The sequence below is a fragment of the Pantoea cypripedii genome (assembly GCF_002095535.1).
GTDB lineage: Bacteria > Pseudomonadota > Gammaproteobacteria > Enterobacterales > Enterobacteriaceae > Pantoea > Pantoea cypripedii.
On record NZ_MLJI01000001.1, the window covers coordinates 4439630 to 4460919 of the forward strand.

19 protein-coding genes and 1 pseudogene are annotated in these 21290 nt (G+C 55.7%); 13 read left to right on the plus strand and 7 right to left on the minus strand.

Annotation, left to right across the window (positions count from 1 at the left end):
- Nucleotides 1-68 precede the first annotated feature (68 nt).
- The 7 genes from HA50_RS20780 to rpmH all read right to left on the minus strand — a co-directional run bounded on the left by HA50_RS20780 (nt 69) and on the right by rpmH (nt 5638).
- Nucleotides 69-1382 carry a type II toxin-antitoxin system HipA family toxin gene (locus HA50_RS20780; RefSeq protein WP_084878641.1) on the minus strand — a complete coding sequence of 438 codons (1314 nt, stop codon included), beginning with the start codon at nt 1380-1382 and terminating at the stop codon, nt 69-71.
- The gene (locus HA50_RS20785; protein ID WP_084878148.1) at nt 1382-1642 is read right to left on the minus strand and encodes a helix-turn-helix domain-containing protein; all 261 of its coding nucleotides are present in this window, start codon (nt 1640-1642) and stop codon (nt 1382-1384) included. The genes HA50_RS20780 and HA50_RS20785 overlap by 1 nt, the downstream gene beginning before the upstream one ends.
- A gap of 165 nt (nt 1643-1807) precedes the next feature.
- The gene (mnmE, locus tag HA50_RS20790) at nt 1808-3172 is read right to left on the minus strand and encodes a tRNA uridine-5-carboxymethylaminomethyl(34) synthesis GTPase MnmE (protein WP_084878150.1); all 1365 of its coding nucleotides are present in this window, start codon (nt 3170-3172) and stop codon (nt 1808-1810) included.
- Nucleotides 3173-3252: 80 nt separating this feature from the next.
- Entirely contained in the window at nt 3253-4899 is a 1647-nt protein-coding gene (gene yidC, locus HA50_RS20795) for a membrane protein insertase YidC (protein WP_084878152.1), read from the minus strand.
- Nucleotides 4900-4901: 2 nt separating this feature from the next.
- Nucleotides 4902-5159 (minus strand): membrane protein insertion efficiency factor YidD, encoded by a 258-nt coding sequence (gene yidD, locus HA50_RS20800; protein WP_084878154.1) that lies wholly within the window; start codon nt 5157-5159, stop codon nt 4902-4904.
- Entirely contained in the window at nt 5123-5482 is a 360-nt protein-coding gene (gene rnpA, locus HA50_RS20805) for a ribonuclease P protein component (RefSeq protein WP_036625704.1), read from the minus strand. The genes yidD and rnpA overlap by 37 nt, the downstream gene beginning before the upstream one ends.
- 15 nt (nt 5483-5497) lie before the next feature.
- Nucleotides 5498-5638: a 50S ribosomal protein L34 gene (gene rpmH, locus HA50_RS20810; protein ID WP_003849659.1), complete on the minus strand. Its 141-nt coding sequence runs from the start codon at nt 5636-5638 to the stop codon at nt 5498-5500.
- Nucleotides 5639-6242: 604 nt separating this feature from the next.
- Between rpmH and dnaA the strand changes: the two genes are divergently transcribed.
- The 13 genes and pseudogenes from dnaA to dgoD all read left to right on the plus strand — a co-directional run bounded on the left by dnaA (nt 6243) and on the right by dgoD (nt 21155).
- The gene (dnaA, locus tag HA50_RS20815; RefSeq protein WP_084878156.1) at nt 6243-7643 is read left to right on the plus strand and encodes a chromosomal replication initiator protein DnaA; all 1401 of its coding nucleotides are present in this window, start codon (nt 6243-6245) and stop codon (nt 7641-7643) included.
- A gap of 4 nt (nt 7644-7647) precedes the next feature.
- The gene (dnaN, locus tag HA50_RS20820) at nt 7648-8748 is read left to right on the plus strand and encodes a DNA polymerase III subunit beta (RefSeq protein ID WP_084878158.1); all 1101 of its coding nucleotides are present in this window, start codon (nt 7648-7650) and stop codon (nt 8746-8748) included.
- A 183-nt stretch (nt 8749-8931) separates the two neighbouring features.
- Nucleotides 8932-10017, plus strand: a complete 1086-nt coding sequence (gene recF, locus HA50_RS20825; RefSeq protein WP_084878160.1) for a DNA replication/repair protein RecF — start codon at nt 8932-8934, stop codon at nt 10015-10017.
- Between the two features lie 17 nt (nt 10018-10034).
- Nucleotides 10035-12442, plus strand: a pseudogene (gyrB, locus tag HA50_RS20830) (DNA topoisomerase (ATP-hydrolyzing) subunit B).
- Between the two features lie 198 nt (nt 12443-12640).
- Nucleotides 12641-13840, plus strand: coding sequence for a PfkB family carbohydrate kinase (locus HA50_RS20835; protein ID WP_084878162.1), 1200 nt, complete (start codon nt 12641-12643; stop codon nt 13838-13840).
- 36 nt (nt 13841-13876) lie between these two features.
- Nucleotides 13877-14800 carry a dihydrodipicolinate synthase family protein gene (locus tag HA50_RS20840; RefSeq protein WP_084878164.1) on the plus strand — a complete coding sequence of 308 codons (924 nt, stop codon included), beginning with the start codon at nt 13877-13879 and terminating at the stop codon, nt 14798-14800.
- Nucleotides 14801-14955: 155 nt separating this feature from the next.
- Nucleotides 14956-15450 (plus strand): NanQ anomerase/TabA/YiaL family protein, encoded by a 495-nt coding sequence (locus HA50_RS20845; RefSeq protein WP_084878166.1) that lies wholly within the window; start codon nt 14956-14958, stop codon nt 15448-15450.
- A complete protein-coding gene (locus HA50_RS20850; RefSeq protein ID WP_084878168.1) occupies nt 15447-16733 on the plus strand; it encodes an MFS transporter in 1287 nt (428 codons plus the stop codon). The genes HA50_RS20845 and HA50_RS20850 overlap by 4 nt, the downstream gene beginning before the upstream one ends.
- 89 nt (nt 16734-16822) lie before the next feature.
- Entirely contained in the window at nt 16823-17632 is an 810-nt protein-coding gene (gene yidA / locus HA50_RS20855) for a sugar-phosphatase (protein ID WP_084878170.1), read from the plus strand.
- Between the two features lie 209 nt (nt 17633-17841).
- Nucleotides 17842-18540 (plus strand): FadR/GntR family transcriptional regulator, encoded by a 699-nt coding sequence (locus HA50_RS20860; RefSeq protein WP_084878172.1) that lies wholly within the window; start codon nt 17842-17844, stop codon nt 18538-18540.
- Nucleotides 18537-19409: a 2-dehydro-3-deoxygalactonokinase gene (locus tag HA50_RS20865; RefSeq protein ID WP_084878174.1), complete on the plus strand. Its 873-nt coding sequence runs from the start codon at nt 18537-18539 to the stop codon at nt 19407-19409. Before HA50_RS20860 ends, HA50_RS20865 begins: the two co-directional genes overlap by 4 nt.
- Nucleotides 19393-20010, plus strand: coding sequence for a 2-dehydro-3-deoxy-6-phosphogalactonate aldolase (locus HA50_RS20870; RefSeq protein WP_084878176.1), 618 nt, complete (start codon nt 19393-19395; stop codon nt 20008-20010). The genes HA50_RS20865 and HA50_RS20870 overlap by 17 nt, the downstream gene beginning before the upstream one ends.
- On the plus strand, nt 20007-21155 hold the full coding sequence (gene dgoD, locus HA50_RS20875) for a galactonate dehydratase (RefSeq protein ID WP_084878179.1): 1149 nt from the start codon (nt 20007-20009) through the stop codon (nt 21153-21155). The genes HA50_RS20870 and dgoD overlap by 4 nt, the downstream gene beginning before the upstream one ends.
- Nucleotides 21156-21290: the final 135 nt, after the last annotated feature.

Genomic DNA, 21290 nt, shown 5'->3' on the forward strand with positions numbered 1-21290 from the left:
TTGCGCACCCAGTGGGATCGTTATACTGCAAAGGCAGGGGGGAGCCAAATAACAAAGCAGCATCGAAACTATTCCTGATGAAGCCGCGCTGCTCTCTTTTTAAGTCCGCCGAGAATTTTTTCTTTAATTGATTCAGGGAAATCTTCTGGCAGTTGCTGGCATACACGGTCAATCACGCTATCTACGGAATCGGCAAATTCGTTGAGAATGGTTTCCATAGCCTGTTGCTCAAAGCCGATATCTCTGGCTGTATTTATGAAGTGGCGCGGGAATATCTGTTCAATCTGGTCTTTTTTTCCTCGTGTGCCCTTCAATCCCATTGCCAGTTTTGCATCCCGAACGTGCAGTCCTCTGCCTCCCAGGGCAGGATATATCGACAAAATGTCGTAGAAGGGGGTTAGGCGAAATCGGCCTTCAGGTTCGATAAATACCGAAAAGTTCTTTGCGTGCCCATCAGTTGCTGCCAGAAGCCAGAATAATACCTGTGACTTCATGAAGTTATAACGATCCTCCTCAGGATTTGATGAACTCAGCAAATGCTCCATAATCTGCGCAATGCCTGGGCCACCATGACTTTCATATTTTCTTGCTGAGGGAATACCCAGAACCTGACAAAAATCCTCCTGAGGCAGGCGCATAATCCAACGTCCATCTGACGCATAGCGACGATCGAAGCGTTCTACTGCTAATGCTTTGATTTCCCGCACTTTCACGATGAAGCAATCAGGTACTTGCAGTCCGAATTCTCTTGCCAACAGGGTGCAAAGCCACTCATTCTCAACACTCTCTGACAGGTCGATAGTATGTGAGTGGCTCTCAATTTTGCCGATTGGCAGTTTGAGAATGTGTGTAGTGGGGGTTGTTCCACGTGGCAAGCACCAACGATCCTCTTTCCAGAGTAAAGCTGTCTTTTCCTGCGCTCCAGCCAGGGAAATACGGAAGTCCGCAATCTCTTCGATCATGCCGAGTGGTGCACCCGCCTGATATCCTGTCAGGATCTTCTCCAGCTCCGCATTCGTTAATACATCGTAGTGAGTTGTGTGTACGTCATCAGGAATTGAACCCTGGGGCAGGAGTTGCAATGCACCTACCGTATCCGCGCCGACTCTGGTCAGTAAATCGAAGGGCTGCGTTGAGTCGGCGTTATAACGAGCCAGAATGCGGTTGCGAATTTCAGGATTGTCCGGCAGGAGGTTATCAAAGAAGTTGTACACTTCTTCACCCTTATAGACGGCATGCTGTAAGGGCATTGAGAGAGAAATCGGGCGGCTACCAGGCAGATTTAACCACTCATCGACATATCTGAACTGATGGGCCCCTGTTGCCACTTTGGTAAAAATGCCGACCTTATAGCCATTCATGTAGACATTAAGATCAGCCATTACCATTCCTCTTTCCAGATTTTGTCGCTTTGAGGATCGCCACTTGCAGATCCTCGTGGCTTGATTTCAAGTTCGAGGTTTAATGCTGAAAGAATACGGAAAAACGTCTCCAGCTTGGTTGTTCCTGGTTGCAATTCAAAGCTGGAAACGGTGTCCTGGCGAATCCCCACTTTCGCAGCAACTTTACCCTGAGAAAGCTGCTTTGAAAGCCTCACATCTTTGAGGTAAACACTTAATTGCCTGGCACTGGTGATTTTCATCGGGCGACTCCTGCAAATGGCATGTTACTACATTTACACGCTATAGCAGGTAAATCAAACGTTACCTGCTATAGGCGGTAAACTAACTTTTCACACGCTATAGCAGGTAAAACAGCGGCTACCTGTTGTAACAGGTAACAGAATGATAAGCAGGAGGGAGGAGCATCACTTCCCAATACAAAAACTGGAGAAAATCCGCCCCAGCAGGTCATCCGAGGTGAACTCGCCGGTGATTTCGCTCAGGGCCTGCTGCGCCAGACGCAGTTCTTCGGCCAGCAGTTCACCCGCCCAGGCTCCCAGCAGCTGATCTTTGCCCTGTTGCAGGTGAGTCGCTGCTAACTCCAGCGCCTGCAAATGACGGCGGCGGGCGAGGAAGCCGCCTTCCATATTGCCGCTGAAGCCCATGGTCTGTTTCAGATGGTCGCGCAAGGTATCGACGCCTTCACCCGTGCGGGCAGACAGGCGAATAAGCGAGTGACCATTCACTTCGGACAGGCCGAGGGTTTCCCCGGTCATGTCGGCTTTGTTGCGTACCACGGTGATCGGCAGTTCCGCGGGCAGACGTGACACGAAATCGGGCCAGATGGCGGCGGCTTCGGTGGCCTCGGTAGTGGTGCCATCTACCATAAACAGCACGCGATCGGCCTGTTCAATCTCCTGCCATGCTCGTTCAATACCAATGCGTTCAACTTCGTCGCTGGCATCGCGTAAGCCCGCGGTATCGATGATATGCAGTGGCATACCGTCGATATGGATATGTTCGCGCAGTACGTCACGCGTGGTACCGGCGATATCGGTGACGATAGCGGCTTCGCGTCCGGCTAATGCATTCAGAAGACTGGATTTTCCGGCGTTGGGACGGCCAGCAATCACTACTTTCATCCCTTCACGCAGCAGGCTGCCCTGGCGCGCTTCGGCGCGCACGCCATTCAGGTCGCCGATCACCGCATTGAGCTGTGCTTCAATTTTTCCGTCAGAGAGGAAGTCGATCTCCTCATCCGGGAAGTCGATGGCTGCTTCCACATAGATACGCAGGTAAGTGAGTGCTTCCACAAGGGCGTTAATACGCACGGAAAATGCGCCCTGTAATGAATTCACCGCCGAGCGCGCTGCTTGCTCGGAACTGGCGTCGATCAGGTCAGCAATGGCTTCCGCCTGGGCCAGATCGAGTTTGTCATTCAGAAAAGCGCGTTCGGAGAATTCACCCGGCTGGGCAATACGTACGCCGGGCAGCGCCACAATACGTTTCAGCAACAGGTCGAGAATCACCGGACCGCCGTGGCCCTGCAACTCCAGCACGTCTTCACCGGTAAAAGAATTGGGGCCGGGGAACCACAGCGCAATACCCTGATCCAGCACGCTGCCATCGGCATCGGTAAACGGCAGATAGTCGGCATAGCGCGGTTTCGGCAGTTTACCCAGCACGGCTTGCGCGATGTCGGCCGCTTTTGCTCCGGAGATACGCAGAATGCCGACGCCGCCACGGCCGGGTGGCGTTGCCTGGGCGACGATGGTATCGCTATGGCTCATGATTCACCTTCTTTGCAAAAAAAACAGGGCGACATAAATGCCGCCCCGATGTTTACGTCCTTGCTCGCAGGAGCTGGGCGTTACGCTTTCTTCTTGTCGCGGCTATGCAGACCACGTTTTTCCAGGCCGCGATAAATCAGCTGCTGCTGGAGGATGGTGACCAGGTTGCTGACGATGTAGTACAGCACCAGACCTGACGGGAACCACAGGAAGAACACGGTAAAGATAACCGGCATGTAGGTCATGATCTTCTGCTGCATCGGATCGGTCACGGTGGTCGGTGACATCTTCTGAATGAAGAACATGGTGATACCCATGATAACCGGCAGGATGTAGTACGGGTCCTGCGCGGACAGGTCATGAATCCACAGAATAAACGGCGCGTGACGCAGTTCAACCGAGCCTGACAGCATGTAGTACAGGGCAAGGAAGATTGGCATCTGAATGACCAGCGGCAGACAGCCGCCGAGCGGGTTCACTTTCTCCGCTTTGTACAGCGCCATCATCTCCTGGCTCATCTTCTGCTTATCATCGCCCAGACGCTCACGCATAGCCTGAATCTTCGGCTGCAGCATGCGCATCTTCGCCATCGAAGTGTACTGCGCTTTGGTCAGCGGGTACATGATGCCACGAACGATGAAGGTGATAACGATGATGGAGAAGCCCCAGTTACCGATAAAGCTGTGGATGAACTTCAACAGCTTGAACAGCGGCTGAGAGATGAACCACAACCAACCGTAATCCACCGTCAGATCCAGGTGAGGCGCGATAGCGGCCATCTGGTCCTGAATTTCCGGGCCAACCCACAGGGTCGCGCCGAGATTCTGCTGCGCGCCAGGTGCGACGGTGACCGGTGCTGATTTATAACCGATGGCGGCAACGCCGTTACCCAGATTGCTGGTGTACAGGGTGTTGGTGCCTTCGGTACGCGGTACCCATGCAGTAGCAAAGTACTGTTGCAGCATCGCTACCCAGCCATTGCTGGTAGTGGTGTTCAGGTTCTCGTTATCGGCGATGGTGTCGAATTTATATTTTTCGTATTTCGCATCGCTGGTTGAGTACGCTGCACCACGGAAGGTATGCAGAGCAAAGTTGTTGCTACCGGTATCACGGTGCTTCGGCACTTCGATGGTCTGTTTCAGCTGACCAAACATCGCCACTTCCAGCGGTTGCTCGCTGGTGTTGTTGATGTTGTAGTCAACATTCACGGCGAATTCGCCGCGTTTGAACACGAAGGTTTTGGTGTAAACCACACCATTTTCGCCAGTCCAGGTGAGCGGTACGCGCAGCTCAGTCTGGCCTTCCGCCATCTCAAAGTGATCCTGAGTGGTGGTGAAAAGCGGACGCGCGCCATTGTTCGGATTATCCGGACCGTTACGGCCGGTTAAGCCGCTCTGCGCCTGATAGATGAACGCTGGGGTGGTTTCAAGCAGCTGGAACGGTGCATCCGAACCCAGTTTGTCCGGGTAAGTCAGCAGTGAAGCCTGCTCGATGTCGCCACCGCGAGTGTTGATGTTCAATGACAGGACATCAGTCTTAACGGTGATCGTTTTGCCCTGGCCGCTGCCGGGAACGCCGGAAGAGGCGGCATCACCCGCTGTACTGTTGGTCGTCTGCGTGGTCTGGGTTTGCTGCGGCTGCGGAGCATGGTCCGTTTGCCAGGCTTGCCAGATCATAAAAGACACGAACAGAAAAGCGATGAGAAAGAGATTGCGTTGCGAATCCATCGTTAATGTTCTCTGGTATCAAAGGTTTTTGGCGGCACAGGATCGTCGCCACCCGGGTTCAAAGGGTGGCATTTTAATACGCGTTTAATCGTCAACCAACTGCCTTTTATTACCCCAAAGCGACGCAATGCCTCAATCCCATACTGCGAACAGGAGGGATTGAACCGGCAATGAGGTCCCAGCAGTGGGCTGATGGCGCGTTGATACACGCGTATCAGGGCGATCAGGAGCCGCGAGCCAGGCGACAGTGACGACGCCATAATTTCTCCAACGCTTCCGCCAGCGCACGATTATCCAGGTCAGCAACCCCTTTTTTAGCCACGACCACAAAATCCATCGCTGGCAGTTCATGTTGGCGCAGACGAAAGCTTTCGCGGGTCAATCGCTTGATCCGGTTACGTTCATGGGCGCGTTTTACATGTTTTTTGGCGACGGTGAGACCGATGCGGGGATGCCCCAGCGAATTAAGGCGGCCGAGGATGGTGATTTGCGGCGTGCCAGCCCTTTGTGGCTGCTGGAAGACGAAAGTGAAATGAGTGGGAGTTAACAAACGTAACTCCCTGGGAAATGCGAGCTTAACCACGAGGGTTAGCTTTTATTACTTAGAAACGGTCAGACGAGAACGGCCTTTAGCACGACGACGTGCCAGAACCTGACGACCATTTTTTGTAGCCATACGTGCACGGAAGCCGTGAGAACGGTTGCGCTTCAGTACGGACGGTTGAAAAGTGCGTTTCATGGCGGTTTCTACCTAAACTTGAAAATTTTCACTGGGTGACGCGTATTCGGGCCAGTAAAACGACCGACGCCTCAATGTGTCTTTAATAAAGAGGCGGGATTGTAATAATTGTACAGTCCAGAGTCAATTTACTTCGCTGGTCGCGGTACCAGGAAAACCCGGATACAGCCCGCTGTTTCCGGGCATTGGGCTAAACGCGACAACGCCGGGGTGGAGAATTATACGGGCTATACGGCAAAGCGCAAGGATCGCGCAGGATCTTCTTGCGATCAAGAGGGGGATTTTTTGCACAGAAAACGAGACGCCGCCAGAAAATTTGCAGCTTTCATCCTGATCCCCGCTCGCTTTTCCGCCAGAAGGCGTAAACTCTTTAGCGCGCCACTACCCTGTGGATAAATTGGATCAAAACTGTGTAGAAAGGGAAGATCTCTGTGCCGCTTTGCGCTATGATCCGCCCTTCCGCTGACGATCCGCACTGCGATCGACGGGGGAGACTACCGCGGATAGCGGTCGCGGGCGCTTTCTGATCGCCTGTGTCAAAAAACGAACGTTTCTTTTATTAGCGCCTAAAATTCTTATCGATTTTGTACGAGTGGAGTCCGCCGTGTCACTTACGCTTTGGCAACAGTGTCTTGCCCGTTTGCAGGATGAGCTTCCTGCCACCGAATTCAGCATGTGGATTCGTCCGCTGCAGGCTGAATTGAACGACAATACGCTCGCCTTGTATGCACCAAATCGGTTTGTACTCGACTGGGTTCGGGATAAATATCTCAACAGTATCAATGGGCTGCTGAATGAATTCTGCGGTGCGGATGTGCCGTTGCTGCGTTTTGAGGTCGGCACGCGTCCGGTCGCGCAGGTCGCGACCAGTCAGCCTGCGATGGCCAGCGTCAGCGCGCCCGCTCCGGCACAAAACCGCCCGGCTCCGGCGCAAACGCTGCGTCCCAGCTGGGATTCGGTGCCTGCTCCGGCCGATGTGACTTACCGTTCCAACGTGAATAACCGCCACAACTTTGACAACTTTGTCGAAGGTAAATCTAACCAGCTGGCGCGCGCGGCGGCACGTCAGGTGGCAGACAATCCGGGCGGCGCTTACAACCCGCTGTTCCTGTATGGTGGCACCGGTCTGGGCAAAACCCACCTGTTACATGCGGTGGGGAATGGCATCATGGCGCGTAAACCCAATGCCAAAGTGGTCTATATGCATTCCGAGCGTTTTGTGCAGGATATGGTGAAAGCCCTGCAAAACAACGCCATTGAAGAGTTCAAACGTTACTATCGTTCTGTCGATGCGCTGCTGATCGATGATATCCAGTTCTTTGCCAATAAAGAGCGCTCGCAGGAGGAGTTTTTCCACACCTTCAATGCGTTGCTGGAAGGCAATCAACAGATCATCCTGACGTCGGATCGTTACCCGAAAGAGATCAACGGGGTGGAAGATCGTCTCAAGTCGCGTTTTGGCTGGGGACTGACGGTTGCGATCGAGCCGCCGGAGCTGGAAACGCGTGTCGCTATCCTGATGAAGAAAGCCGATGAAAACGACATCCGCCTGCCGGGTGAAGTGGCGTTCTTTATTGCCAAGCGTCTGCGTTCCAACGTCCGTGAGCTGGAAGGCGCGCTGAACCGCGTGATTGCCAACGCCAACTTTACCGGTCGCGCCATTACTATCGACTTCGTACGTGAAGCGCTGCGCGATCTGCTGGCGTTGCAGGAAAAGCTGGTCACCATCGACAATATTCAGAAGACGGTGGCGGAGTATTACAAAATTAAAGTGGCCGATTTGCTGTCCAAGCGCCGTTCGCGCTCGGTAGCGCGTCCGCGCCAGATGGCGATGGCGATGGCGAAAGAGCTAACCAACCATAGCCTGCCGGAAATTGGTGATGCGTTTGGTGGCCGTGACCATACCACCGTGCTACACGCCTGCCGTAAAATCGAGCAGCTGCGTGAAGAAAGCCACGACATCAAAGAAGATTTCTCTAACCTCATTCGAACCTTATCTTCCTGACGCTATGAAATTAATTGTTGAACGTGAGCAGTTGCTGAAACCGCTGCAACAGGTCAGCGGTCCGCTCGGTGGGCGTCCGACGCTGCCGATCCTCGGAAATTTACTGCTGCAGGTAAATGACGGCACTTTGTTGCTGACCGGCACCGATCTGGAAATGGAGATGGTGGCCCGCGTTGCGTTAACGCAGCCGCATGAACCTGGTGCAACCACCGTCCCGGCGCGTAAATTCCTCGATATTTGTCGTGGTTTGCCGGATGGTGCTGAGATCTCCCTGACACTGGAAGGCGACAGAATGCTGGTGCGTTCCGGGCGTAGCCGTTTCTCGCTTTCCACGCTGCCTGCCAGTGACTTCCCGAATCTGGATGACTGGCAGAGCGAGGTAGAATTTACCCTGCCGCAGGCCACGTTGAAGCGTCTGATTGAAGCGACACAGTTTTCGATGGCGCATCAGGACGTGCGTTACTACCTCAACGGCATGTTGTTTGAAACCGAAGGGGAAGAACTGCGTACCGTGGCGACCGACGGTCACCGTCTGGCGGTTTGCTCGATGCCGATAGGCCAGGCGTTGCCTGACCATTCGGTGATCGTACCGCGTAAAGGGGTGATTGAACTGGTTCGCCTGCTCGACGGTGGCGAAACACCGTTGCAGGTTCAGATTGGCAGCAGCAACATCCGTGCGCATGTCGGCGACTTTATCTTTACGTCGAAGCTGGTTGATGGCCGTTTCCCGGATTATCGCCGCGTATTGCCGAAAAATCCCGACAAAGCGCTGGAAGCCGGTTGTGATCTGCTCAAGCAGGCATTTGCCCGCGCGGCGATCCTGTCGAACGAGAAATTCCGCGGTGTTCGTATCTATATCACCGAAAATCAGCTGAAAATCACCGCCAACAACCCGGAACAGGAAGAGGCGGAAGAGATGCTGGATGTCAGCTACAACGGCAGCGAACTGGAGATCGGTTTTAACGTCAGTTACGTGCTGGATGTGCTGAACGCGCTGAAGTGCGAAAACGTCCGCCTGTTGCTGACCGATTCCGTCTCCAGCGTGCAGATCGAAGACGTCGCCAGTCCGGCTGCAGCGTACGTTGTTATGCCGATGAGGTTGTAGAAAATATCGGGCTAACTTACTCGCTATTTTGCACCCGGGCAGTGCTCACCCCTGGTCACATACTTCAGTATGCTCCCAGGGGATTGCGCGCTGGCCGTGCACAAACTAGCTTCGCCGTCTACGCCCTGGGTCGCATTAGTTAGGTGAAACCCTCTCCTTTATCCTCCAAAGCTGGATTGATTGATGGCTTTAACCCGCCTCCTGATTAAAGATTTTCGCAACATCGAGCAGGCCGATCTGACCTTAGCGCCAGGATTTAACTTCCTCGTAGGTGCTAATGGCAGCGGCAAAACCAGCGTGCTGGAGGCTATTTATACCCTGGGGCATGGTCGTGCTTTTCGCAGCCTGCAAGCCGGGCGCGTGATACGTCACGATCAACAGGCTTTTGTGTTGCATGGCCGTATCGAGGGCAGTGAGCGCGAGCTGGCGGTGGGATTAACCAAAAATCGCGCCGGGGAAAGCAAGGTGCGTATTGATGGCAGTGACGGCCATAAAGTGGCTGAACTGGCGCAATTGCTGCCGATGCAGTTAATCACCCCGGAGGGGTTTACTTTGCTCAACGGCGGCCCCAAATACCGTAGAGCCTATATCGACTGGGGCTGTTTTCACTCTGCCCCCGGTTTTTTCCATGCCTGGAGCAATCTGCGTCGTTTGCTAAAGCAGCGTAACGCCGCACTGCGTCAGGTCACGCGTTACAGCCAGATTCGCCCGTGGGATCAGGAGTTGGTGCCGCTGGCGGAGCAAATCAGCGCCTGGCGTGCTGAATACAGCGAAGCGATCTCCCGCGAAATCACCGCCACCTGCGCCCAGTTTTTGCCGGAATTTGAACTGGCGTTCTCCTTCCAGCGTGGCTGGGACAAGGAAAGCGACTACGGCGAACTGCTGGAACGCAATTTCGAGCGCGATCGCGCGCTGACATACACCGCCAGCGGCCCGCACAAAGCGGATTTCCGTATTCGTGCCGAAGGGACGCCGGTAGAAGATTTACTCTCACGCGGCCAGTTAAAACTGCTGATGTGCGCACTGCGCCTGGCGCAGGGGGAATACCTGACGCGCAGCAGTGGGCGTCGCTGCCTGTACCTGATTGATGACTTTGCTTCGGAGCTGGATGACGTGCGTCGCCGCCTGTTAGCGGAGCGTTTAAAAGCCACTCAGGCTCAGGTATTCGTCAGTGCCATCGGTGTCGAGCATGTAATCGACATGAGCGACGAAAAGGGCAAGATGTTCCGCGTGGAACAGGGTAAAATAGCAGTTCAACCTGAAGATTAAATGAGCGAGAAACGTTGATGTCGAATTCTTATGACTCCTCAAGTATCAAAGTTCTGAAAGGGCTTGATGCGGTACGCAAACGCCCTGGCATGTATATCGGCGATACGGATGACGGCACCGGTCTGCATCACATGGTATTCGAGGTCGTGGATAACGCCATTGACGAAGCGCTCGCCGGTTACTGTAGTGACATTATGGTGACCATCCATGCCGATAACTCGGTATCGGTGCAGGATGATGGCCGTGGTATCCCAACGGGTATTCACCCGGAAGAGGGCGTATCGGCGGCTGAAGTCATCATGACGGTACTGCATGCGGGCGGTAAGTTCGACGACAACTCCTATAAAGTTTCCGGTGGTCTGCACGGTGTGGGTGTCTCCGTAGTAAACGCCCTGTCGCAGAAACTGGAACTGACCATTCGTCGCGATGGCAAAGTGCACCAGCAAACCTACATTCACGGCGTGCCGCAGGCACCGCTGGCCGTGGTCGGTGACACTGAAGCCACCGGTACGCGCGTGCGTTTCTGGCCGAGCCATGAAACCTTCACCAATGTGACGGAATTTGAGTACGAGATCCTGGCAAAACGCCTGCGCGAACTGTCGTTCCTCAATTCTGGCGTGTCGATTCGCCTTGAAGACAAGCGCGATGACAAAACGACCATTACCACTACGAAGGTGGTATCAAGGCGTTTGTTGAATACCTCAACCGCAACAAAAATCCGATTCACCCCAATGTGTTCTATTTCTCCACTGAGAAGGACGGCATTGGTGTGGAAGTGGCGTTGCAGTGGAATGATGGTTTCCAGGAAAACATCTACTGCTTCACCAACAACATTCCGCAGCGCGATGGCGGTACTCACCTTGCGGGCTTCCGTGCGGCGATGACGCGTACCCTGAATGCCTATATGGACAAAGAAGGTTACAGCAAAAAAGCCAAAGTCAGCGCCACCGGCGATGACGCGCGTGAAGGTCTGATTGCCGTGGTATCGGTAAAAGTGCCGGACCCGAAATTCTCCTCGCAGACCAAAGACAAGCTGGTTTCCTCAGAAGTGAAATCGGCGGTTGAACAGCAGATGAACGAACTGCTGGCTGAGTACCTGCTGGAAAACCCGTCTGACGCGAAAATCGTCGTCGGTAAAATTATTGATGCCGCGCGTGCGCGTGAAGCGGCACGTCGTGCCCGTGAAATGACCCGCCGTAAAGGCGCGCTGGATCTGGCCGGTCTGCCGGGCAAACTGGCAGATTGCCAGGAACGCGACCCGGCGCTGTCCGAAATCTACCTGGTGGAGGGTGACTCCGCAGGCGGTTCCGCCAAACAGGGCCGTAACCGTAAGAACCAGGCGATTCTGCCGCTGAAAGGTAAAATCCTTAACGTGGAGAAAGCGCGTTTCGACAAGATGCTTTCCTCGCAGGAAGTTGCCACGCTGATTACCGCGCTGGGCTGCGGTATTGGTCGTGACGAATACAACCCGGACAAACTGCGTTATCACAGCATCATCATCATGACCGATGCGGACGTCGACGGCTCGCACATTCGTACCCTGCTGTTGACCTTCTTCTATCGTCAGATGCCGGAAATCGTTGAACGTGGCCATGTCTACATTGCTCAGCCGCCGCTGTATAAAGTGAAGAAGGGCAAGCAAGAGCAGTACATCAAAGACGACGAAGCGATGGATCAGTATCAAATCGCGATCGCTCTGGATGGCGCGACCCTGCACACCAACGCCAGCGCCCCGGCACTGGGTGGCGAGCCGCTGGAAAATCTGGTGGCGAGCTTCAACAGCACGCAACGCATGATCAAACGTATGGAGCGCCGCTACCCGCTCGCGCTGCTGCGTGGCCTGATTTACCACCCAACCCTGAGCGATCTCAGCGATGAGGCCGCAGTTAAAGGTTGGCTGGATGGGCTGGTGGCGTACCTGACCGAGCGCGAAGCGCACGGCAGCACCTACGTCGCGCAGGTGCGCGCTAACCGTGAACAGAACCTGTTCGAGCCGGTGCTGCGTGTGCGTACCCACGGCGTGGATACCGATTACCCGCTGGACAGCGAATTCATCGGCGGTCCGGAATATCGCAAAATCTGCGAGCTCGGCGAGAAGCTGCGTGGTCTGATCGAGGAAGACGCCTTTATCGAACGTGGCGAGCGTCGTCAGCCGGTGACCAGTTTCGAACAGGCGATTGAATGGCTGGTGAAAGAGTCGCGTCGCGGTCTGTCAGTACAGCGTTACAAAGGTCTGGGCGAGATGAACCCGGAGCAGCTGTGGGAAACCACCATGGACCCGGACAGCCGTCGTATGCTGCGCGTCACCATCAAAGACGCCATTGCTGCCGATCAGCTGTTCACCACGCTGATGGGCGATGCGGTAGAACCGCGCCGCGCCTTCATCGAAGAGAACGCGCTGAAAGCGGCCAATATCGATATCTGATATGCCCAAACCCTTCCCATCCGGGAAGGGTTTTTTGTTTCTGCCTCTGTTGTTACCCGCCTGACATTTCCTTTTTTGCTTAAAAAACATCTGCGTTAGCTTTTGTTTGCTTCCGTTTTTTCCCGTGCGCTGCGATCCGTGTCACTTACATCTGCGGGCTGCTCCCTTACGCTTTTGGCGAAGCGGAGGGGATGACGCATGTTTCTGGAAGAACGACGCAACCAAATACTGAAATGGCTGGATGAACACGATCGTGTCACGGTTAACGGACTGGCGAGCCAGCTGGGCGTGACGCGTGAAACCATTCGTACCGATCTCGGCGCATTGGCGCGTGAAGGATTGGTACAGCGCTGCTATGGCGGGGCCATCGCGCTGCGCCGCAACCTACAGGAAAAGCTGATCAGCGAAAGCGGCGGTAATTTTGAAGTGCTGCTGGAGCGGTTGCAGGCGCGACAAACGGTCGCCAAAGTCTCAGAAAAGAACGGAAAAGTGTGCATTCTGGGCGCGTTCAACGTGGATATCGTGGCGAAAGTGGCGCGCTTCCCTCGCGGTGGCGAGTCGCTGCTGGCGCTGGGCAGTACCCTCGGACCGGGTGGCAAAGGTGCCAACCAGGCGATGGCCGCCAGCTGTGCCGGTACGCGAGTGCATTTTGTCGCCAAGGTCGGTACCGATCAGTTCAGCAAATTTGCCTTCGACCACCTTTCCGCCTCTGGTATTCACTCGTTCCGTTTGTATCAGACCGATCGTGAGCCGACCGGTAGCGCCATCATTTACGTCTCGCAGGAGAATGGCGAGAACATGATCGCCATCTATTCCGGCGCGAACAAAACTTTCACCGACGACGAAATCGCCGAGCTGACCCATGAGCTGTCGGATGCCAGCGTGCTGTTGCTGCAACTGGAAAACAACTTCGAGGCGACGCGTAGCGCCATCCGTCTCGCCCATACGCTGGGTGTGCGGGTGATTATGAACCCGGCACCGTTTTCCGCCGAGGTGCTGAGTTGTCTGGCAATGATCGACGTGCTGACCCCCAACGAAACCGAAGCCTCGCTGCTGTCCGGCATTGAAATCGTCGACCTGGCCAGTGCGCGCGCGGCGGCCCAGGCCATCGTCCAGCTCGGTGCCCGCCGCGTCATCATCACCATGGGTTCACGCGGTGCGTTACTGCTTGATAACCAACAATTTCATCATATTCCCGCTTTTCCGGCGCTGAGCGTCGACACCACCGGCGCAGGCGATGCCTTTAACGGTGCGCTGGCTGCGGCGCTGGCACAGGGGCAAAGCCTGTTGCAGGCCGCCACCTGGGCATCGGCCTTTGCCGCGCTGGCTGTGGAACGTGAAGGTGCCAGCAATATGCCGGATCGACAACAGGTTATGGCCCGACTTCATCAACGATAACAAATCACAGCGGTGGAACCGCTGGCAGGAGAGATCATGAAAAAAATCGAAGGCATTGTGCCGGTTATGCTTACCCCGTTTACCGCCGACAACCAGGTTGATTATCCCGGACTGGAGCGACTGATTAACTGGTATCTGGCAGAAGGCGTCGATGCGCTGTTCGCCGTGTGCCAGTCAAGCGAGATGCAGTTCCTCAGCCTTGAGGAACGTGTGGCGCTGGCGAAGTTTGTGGTGGAAAAAGTGCAGGGCCGTGTGCCGGTGATTGCCTCTGGCCATATCAGCGACGATCTGGCTGAACAAACCACTGAATTGCAGGCGATGGCGAACACCGGCATTGATGCGCTGGTGCTGGTGACCAACCACCTCGACCCGAAAAATGAAGGCAGCACCACCTTCTACGCGCACCTCAATCATCTGCTCAACGCGCTGCCAGTTTCCATGCCGCTCGGCCTGTACGAGTGTCCGGCTCCGTACCGTCGTCTGCTGAGCGATGAAGAATTTAGCTTCTGCGCCAACAGCGGCCGTTTCGTGGTGCTGAAAGACGTGAGCTGCGATCTGCCGACCGTGACCCGCCGCGTGCAGCTGGCCGAAGGTACACCGCTGGCGGTGATCAACGCCAACGCCGCCATCGCCTGGCCAGCCATGCAGGCCGGTTCCAAAGGCTTCAGCGGCGTCTTCACCAACTTCCATCCGGGCCTGTATCACTGGCTTTACCACCAGGGGGCGCAGCAGGCGGAAAAAGCCCATGAGCTGTCGCTGTTCCTGTCGCTCAGCGCGGTAACGGAAACTCTCGGCTATCCGAAAAACGCCAAAATCTACCATCAGCGCCTCGGCACTTTCGCCAGTGAACATTGCCGCGTCAACAAAGACAACGTGCTGGAGAAATTCTGGGGACTGGGCGTACTGCTCGACCAGATCCGCGATGGCAGCCAGATTTGGCAGCAGCGTATCGATAAGTAACATCAGCTCAGCTGACATCAGATTTACTAAAAAACATCTGTAGCGGCGCGATTTATCGCGCGGGTTTCGACGGCAAAATCGCTGAACAGAGCGCGATAAATCGCGCCGCTACGGCTGTACCTGAACCCATTAACGATAACGACAGGGAAAACACCATGATTGTATGTGATAGCCAGGACTGGGCGCGCGAGCGCCATGCTTTCCACCCCATCGTCGACCAGGCACTGCGCTGGATTGCCGATACCGATTTCAGCCAGCTGGCGACCGGCAAATACGACCTGCTGCCAGATAACCAGATGTTCTGCCTGGTGCAGGAGATGGACACCGAACCGGCCAGCGATCGTCGCGCCGAGTCGCATTTTAACTACGTTGATATCCAGTACCTGCTGGCCGGGCGCGAGAATATTGGCGTGGCACGCGCGCATCCTCAGCATGTCATCACCGAAGATCTGCGTGCGGAACGCGACGTGGTGTTTTATCAGGAGACGATTGATGAATCGATGATCACCCTGACGCCGGGCATGTTTGCGCTGTTTTTCCCGCACGATGTTCATCGTCCTTGCTGCGCCGCGCCTGAAGCGCAGCCGATCCGTAAGGCAGTGATCAAAATTCATCTCAACCTGTTCACTTCACCGGGGGCGACGCAATGAAAACCTCTGTGAATACGCTGTCCGGCGCAGCGGTGGCACAACCCACGCTGGTGGGGAAATTGCGCTGGGGCATCATCACCATCCTGCTGCTGGCGGCGGTGGTGAACTACCTTGATCGCGCGAACCTGAGTATCGCCAACACCACCATCGCGGCCGAGTTTGGTTTCTCGCAAACCGAGATGGGCCTGCTGTTATCCGCGTTTCTCTGGCCTTACGCGCTGGCTAACCTGCCAGCAGGCTGGCTGGTGGATAAGTTTGGTCCGAAGAAAATGTTCTCCTGGGCGCTGGGGTTATGGTCCGGGTTTACCGTGCTGGCCGCCTTCGTGAACAGCTATAGCTTCTTCTATGGCCTGCGCATGATGCTGGGTATCTCTGAATCCCCGTTCTTTACCTCTGGTATCAAAATCACCCATCGCTGGTTTGGTGAGAACGAACGTGGTTTGCCCACCGCGATCATCAATACCGGTTCGCAGATCGCCAACGCCATCGCGCCGCCAATCCTCACCGTGCTGCTGCTGACGTTCGGTTGGCGTGGCATGTTTGTTGCCATCGGTCTGATGGGGATTCCTTTGCTGCTGGCGTGGTGGAAATTCTATCGCGATCCTGAAGCACGCGAAGATGCGTTGCTGCATGCTGGTCAGCGCAGCGAGGCCGCGCCGGAAGAGAAAGCCCAGGCGAGCTGGGGCGCGTTGTTCCGCCACAGCACCACCTGGTTTATGGTGATCGGTAACTTCTCCATCATGTTCACCATCTGGGTTTATCTCACCTGGCTGCCGGGCTATCTGGAAAAATCCCTTGGCTTCAGCCTGAAAGCCACCGGCTGGATCGCCTCGATTCCTTTCCTGTGCGGCATTCTGGGTGTGCTGGTGGGCGGTATGTTGTCGGATCGTCTGGTACGCAACGGCGTTCGCGCCATCACCGCGCGTAAAATCCCGGTGGTGACCGGTGCGGCGCTGGCAGCCTGCTTTGTGGCACCGATTCCTTTTGTCGACAGTACGCCGCTGGCGATTACCCTGCTGGCACTCGGTTATTTCTGTTCGCAGATGCCGCAGGGTGCGCTCTGGACGCTGGCGACGGATATCGCGCCAAAATCACAGGTGGCGTCCCTGGGGGCGATCCAGAACTTCGGTGGTTTCCTCGGTGCGGCGATGGCACCGATTGTCACCGGCATCATCCTCGATACCACCGGCAAGTTCACCAATGTATTCCTGCTGGGCGCGGCATTGCTGATGATTGGCGCGCTGAGTTACGGCCTGTTTGTGCGTAAACCACTGGGGAACTGACAGGCAAGGTGCCGTTTGTGTCGATAAACTGGTCAATGTGAGCTGAATCGCGCTAGCATGGATGCAAACCCTGAATTAACGAGGACGTTATGGCGATAAAACTGATTGCGATCGATATGGACGGCACCCTGCTTAATCCGTACCACCTCATCACCCCGGCAGTAAAATCGGCGATTGGGCGTGCACGCGACAAAGGCGTTGCGATCGTACTGGCAACAGGCCGCCCTTTTGTCGGTGTCGAGCGCTATCTGCAGGAGCTGGATTTGCGTCAACCGGGTCAGTATTGCATCAGCAATAACGGTGCGCTGGTGCAACGCGCCGATAGCGGTGAGAGCGTGGCAGAAGTGACACTGAGTTTTGACGATTTTCGCTATGTCGAACAGTTGTCGCGTGAACTTGGCGTGCATTTCCATGCTTTTGACCACTCTTCGCTGTATACGCCGAACAAAGATCTCAGTGAATACACCATCCATGAAGCCAGCCTGACCGGCATTCCGGTGCGCTATCGTGCCGTGGAAGAGATGGACCCGGCGACGCGCTTCCCGAAACTGATGATGATCGACAAGCCCGCACTGCTGGATAAAGCGATTGCCGCACTGCCAGCCCGCGCCCGCGACAGCTACACCATTTTGAAAAGCGCGCCTTATTACCTCGAAATCCTCGACCCACGCGTTAACAAAGGCTATGGCGTCAAAATGCTGGCGGAAAAACTCGGCCTGCAACAGTCAGAAGTGATGGCGATTGGCGATCAGGAAAATGACCTGGCGATGATTGAGTACGCCGGAACCGGCGTGGCGATGGGCAATGCGATTGATTCGGTGAAAAGCATCGCGCAATTTGTCACCAAAACCAACATGGAAGATGGCGTTGCCTACGCTATCGAAGAGTTAGTGCTGTAACCCTTCCTGCGTTTTAACACCTGACAGCGCGATTTATCGCGCTGTTTTCATTTCCGTCCCCCGGCAAAAATCTGCGCAATGGGTTGTCTATTTTGTGATCCAGATTGTAGTACAAACTCAGTTGATGGTACTACAATCTGCACCAGAGGTTGAGACGGTGCAGATTGTAGTACTCTGAGGGTACACCGCCTTTCATTGAATGGAACATCATGACGCAAGAACAATTAAGCAAAACCGAGCGCATCATCCTGACGCTGGGGGAAGAGATTGTGGCAGGGAAGTTTGCACCGGGTGGCGCGTTGCCCGCCGAAGCTGAACTCTGCGAACGCTTTGCCACCTCGCGCAACATCATCCGCGAAGTGTTTCGTTCGCTGATGGCCAAACGCCTGGTGGAGATGAAGCGCTATCGCGGCGCGTTTGTCACCGCGCGTAATCAGTGGAATTACCTCGATAGCGATGTCCTGCAATGGGCGCTGGCGCACGATCAGGACCCGCGTCTGATTGCCGCGATGAACGAAGTCCGTGTGCTGGTGGAGCCGCAGATTGCGCGCTGGTCGGCCGAACGCGCCACCTCCAACGATTTAGCAGCAATTGAACAGGCATTTAACGACATGGTGGCGAATCACCTCGATCGGGATGCCTTTAACGAAGCAGATATTCGCTACCACGAAGCGGTGCTGGCCTCGGTGCATAACCCGGTTTTGCAGCAACTCAACGTGGCGATCAGTCAGCTGCAAAAGGCGGTGTTCGCCAAAACCTATATGCCGGACGAAGGCAACATGCCGCGCACCCTGGCCGAGCACAAAGCGCTGTTTGACGCGATTCGCCATCAGGATGCGAACGCTGCCGAACAGGCCGCCAAAGCGATGATCGCCAGCTCAACGGCACGACTAAAGGAGTTTATGTGACCAGCTATATCGCGATTGACTGGGGATCCACCAATCTGCGCGCCTGGCGTTATCAGCACGGGGAGTGCATCGATGAACGCCGTTCCGAAGCGGGGGTGACCCGCCTGAACGGACGCACCCCGGCTGAGGTCTTTGCCAGCGTCACCGCAGGTTGGCCGGTGGATGAAGTGCCGGTGGTGATGGCCGGTATGGTCGGCAGCAATGCGGGCTGGCTTTCGGTGCCGTATCTGAGCTGTCCGGTGGCGCTGAGCGCACTGGCAGGTCGCCTGACCCGCGTGGAGGATAAAGCGTGGATCGTGCCGGGATTGTGCGTCGAACGTGAGGACAACTACAACGTCATGCGCGGTGAGGAAACTCAGCTGCTGGGCGCACTGGCCCTGCATCCGGCGTCGGTGTATGTGATGCCCGGCACGCATGCCAAGTGGGTGCAGATGGAACAGGACCGCGTCATCGACTTCCGCACCGTGATGACCGGGGAACTTCATCATCTGCTGCTGACGCAATCCCTGATTGGCGCGGGCCTGCCGCAGCAGGAAGAGAATGCAGCAGCCTTCCGCGCCGGTCTGGATATTGGCAGCCATGACCGCTCGATTCTGGCGCGTTTGTTTGAAGTGCGCGCGGCGCATGTGCTGGGCGCACGCGACCGTCGCCATATCAGCGATTTCCTGTCTGGCCTGCTGATCGGCCATGAAGTGGCGCAGATGACGGCCAGCACCGCAGCACAGCCGATCACCATTATTGCTGGCAGCGCGCTGGCGCAGCGTTACCAGCAGGCGCTGCATTTTATCGGACATGATTCAGTCACGCTGGAAGGTGACCGTGCCTTCCAGCACGGAATAAGGAGCATTGCCCATGAACTGGCAAACTAAGTTACCGCTGATCGCCATCCTGCGTGGCATCAGGCCGGAAGAAGCCGAGGCACACGTTGGCGCACTGATTGAGGCGGGTTTCGATGCCATCGAAATCCCACTTAACTCACCGGACTGGGCCAGCAGCATTGGCGCGATGGTGAACACCTTTGGCGATAAAGCGCTGATCGGTGCCGGTACGGTGCTGACGCCCGCCCAGGTGGATCAACTGGCAACGCTCAACAGCAAGCTGGTGGTGACGCCGAATACCGACGCGGCGGTGATTCGCCAGGCGGTGGCCTGCGGCATGACGGTGGCTGCCGGATGCGCGACGGCCACCGAAGCCTTTACTGCCCTGCAAGCTGGCGCACAGGCGCTGAAAATTTTCCCGTCATCGGCGTTTGGCCCCGGTTACATCAAAGCCCTGAAGGCGGTGTTGCCACCGGACGTGCCGGTGTTTGCCGTTGGCGGCGTGACGCCAGAAAACCTGCATGAATTCCTTGCCGCGGGCTGTATCGGTGCGGGCTTAGGCGGCGATCTCTATCGCGCCGGTCAGCCGTTGACGCGTACCGTGGAGAAGGCCCGCGCATTTATTGCTGCTTATAAGGACGCTGTACGATGAAAATTACCAAACTGACGACTTACCGCCTGCCACCGCGCTGGATGTTCCTGAAAATCGAAACCGATGAAGGCATCGTCGGCTGGGGTGAGCCGGTGATTGAAGGCCGCGCGCGCAGTGTCGAGGCGGCGGTGCATGAGCTGTCGGAGTATCTGGTGGGTCAGGACCCGGCACGCATCAACGATTTATGGCAGGTGATGTATCGTGGCGGTTTTTATCGCGGTGGTCCGATTCTGATGAGCGCCATCGCCGGTATCGATCAGGCGTTGTGGGACATCAAAGGCAAAGCGCTTGGCGTGCCGGTGTATCAGCTGCTGGGCGGCCTGGTGCGTGACAGCATCAAAGCCTACAGCTGGGTCGGTGGCGATCGCCCGGCGGAAGTGATCGATGGCATCAAAAAACTGCGCACCATCGGCTTCGATACCTTCAAGCTGAACGGCTGTGAAGAGATGGGGATCATTGATAATTCACGTAAAATTGATGCAGCGGTGAATACCGTGGCGCAGATCCGTGAAGCCTTTGGCAAGGACATCGAGTTTGGCCTCGATTTCCACGGTCGCGTCAGCGCACCGATGGCGAAAGTGTTAATTAAAGAGCTGGAACCTTACCGTCCGCTGTTTATTGAGGAACCGGTACTGGCGGAGCAAGCGGAATATTATCCGCGTCTGGCGGCGCAAACCCATCTGCCGATTGCGGCCGGTGAGCGTATGTTCTCGCGCTTCGAATTCAAACGTGTGCTGGATGCCGGTGGGCTGGCAATTCTGCAGCCGGACCTGTCCCATGCGGGCGGTATCACCGAATGCTACAAAATCGCGGCGATGGCGGAATCTTACGATGTGGCGCTGGCTCCGCACTGCCCGCTGGGACCGATTGCACTGGCGGCCTGCCTGCATATTGATTTCGTCTCACGCAATGCGGTGTTCCAGGAGCAGAGCATGGGCATTCACTATAATCAGGGTGCCGAGCTGCTCGATTACGTGATCAATAAAGACGATTTTAAAATGGATGACGGCCATTTCTATCCATTAAATAAACCGGGTCTTGGCGTAGAAATTAATGAAGAACTGGTGATTGAACGCAGTAAAAATGCGCCGGACTGGCGTAATCCATTATGGCGCTTCCCGGATGGTTCTGTCGCTGAATGGTAATTTGATTAAGCTCTGAATTTATTAAATCTCTGATAACGATGTGCCGGTAAATAAGGCGCAGGGCCTCGTGCACGCTTTATTTATCGCCACCACCGGCGCGCAGCCTTATCCGGCTGTGCAGGATAGCTGCGCGCC

Bases quoted from the DNA above. Each gene is read 5' to 3' on its own strand.
- HA50_RS20780 (WP_084878641.1), bottom strand. From the start codon at position 1,382: ATGGCTGATCTTAATGTCTACATGAATGGCTATAAGGTCGGCATTTTT.
- HA50_RS20785 (WP_084878148.1), bottom strand. From the start codon at position 1,642: ATGAAAATCACCAGTGCCAGGCAATTAAGTGTTTACCTCAAAGATGTG.
- mnmE (WP_084878150.1), bottom strand. From the start codon at position 3,172: ATGAGCCATAGCGATACCATCGTCGCCCAGGCAACGCCACCCGGCCGT.
- yidC (WP_084878152.1), bottom strand. From the start codon at position 4,899: ATGGATTCGCAACGCAATCTCTTTCTCATCGCTTTTCTGTTCGTGTCT.
- yidD (WP_084878154.1), bottom strand. From the start codon at position 5,159: ATGGCGTCGTCACTGTCGCCTGGCTCGCGGCTCCTGATCGCCCTGATA.
- rpmH (WP_003849659.1), bottom strand. From the start codon at position 5,638: ATGAAACGCACTTTTCAACCGTCCGTACTGAAGCGCAACCGTTCTCAC.
- dnaN (WP_084878158.1), top strand. From the start codon at position 7,648: ATGAAATTAATTGTTGAACGTGAGCAGTTGCTGAAACCGCTGCAACAG.
- recF (WP_084878160.1), top strand. From the start codon at position 8,932: ATGGCTTTAACCCGCCTCCTGATTAAAGATTTTCGCAACATCGAGCAG.
- HA50_RS20835 (WP_084878162.1), top strand. From the start codon at position 12,641: ATGTTTCTGGAAGAACGACGCAACCAAATACTGAAATGGCTGGATGAA.
- HA50_RS20840 (WP_084878164.1), top strand. From the start codon at position 13,877: ATGAAAAAAATCGAAGGCATTGTGCCGGTTATGCTTACCCCGTTTACC.
- HA50_RS20845 (WP_084878166.1), top strand. From the start codon at position 14,956: ATGATTGTATGTGATAGCCAGGACTGGGCGCGCGAGCGCCATGCTTTC.
- HA50_RS20850 (WP_084878168.1), top strand. From the start codon at position 15,447: ATGAAAACCTCTGTGAATACGCTGTCCGGCGCAGCGGTGGCACAACCC.
- yidA (WP_084878170.1), top strand. From the start codon at position 16,823: ATGGCGATAAAACTGATTGCGATCGATATGGACGGCACCCTGCTTAAT.
- HA50_RS20860 (WP_084878172.1), top strand. From the start codon at position 17,842: ATGACGCAAGAACAATTAAGCAAAACCGAGCGCATCATCCTGACGCTG.
- HA50_RS20870 (WP_084878176.1), top strand. From the start codon at position 19,393: ATGAACTGGCAAACTAAGTTACCGCTGATCGCCATCCTGCGTGGCATC.
- dgoD (WP_084878179.1), top strand. From the start codon at position 20,007: ATGAAAATTACCAAACTGACGACTTACCGCCTGCCACCGCGCTGGATG.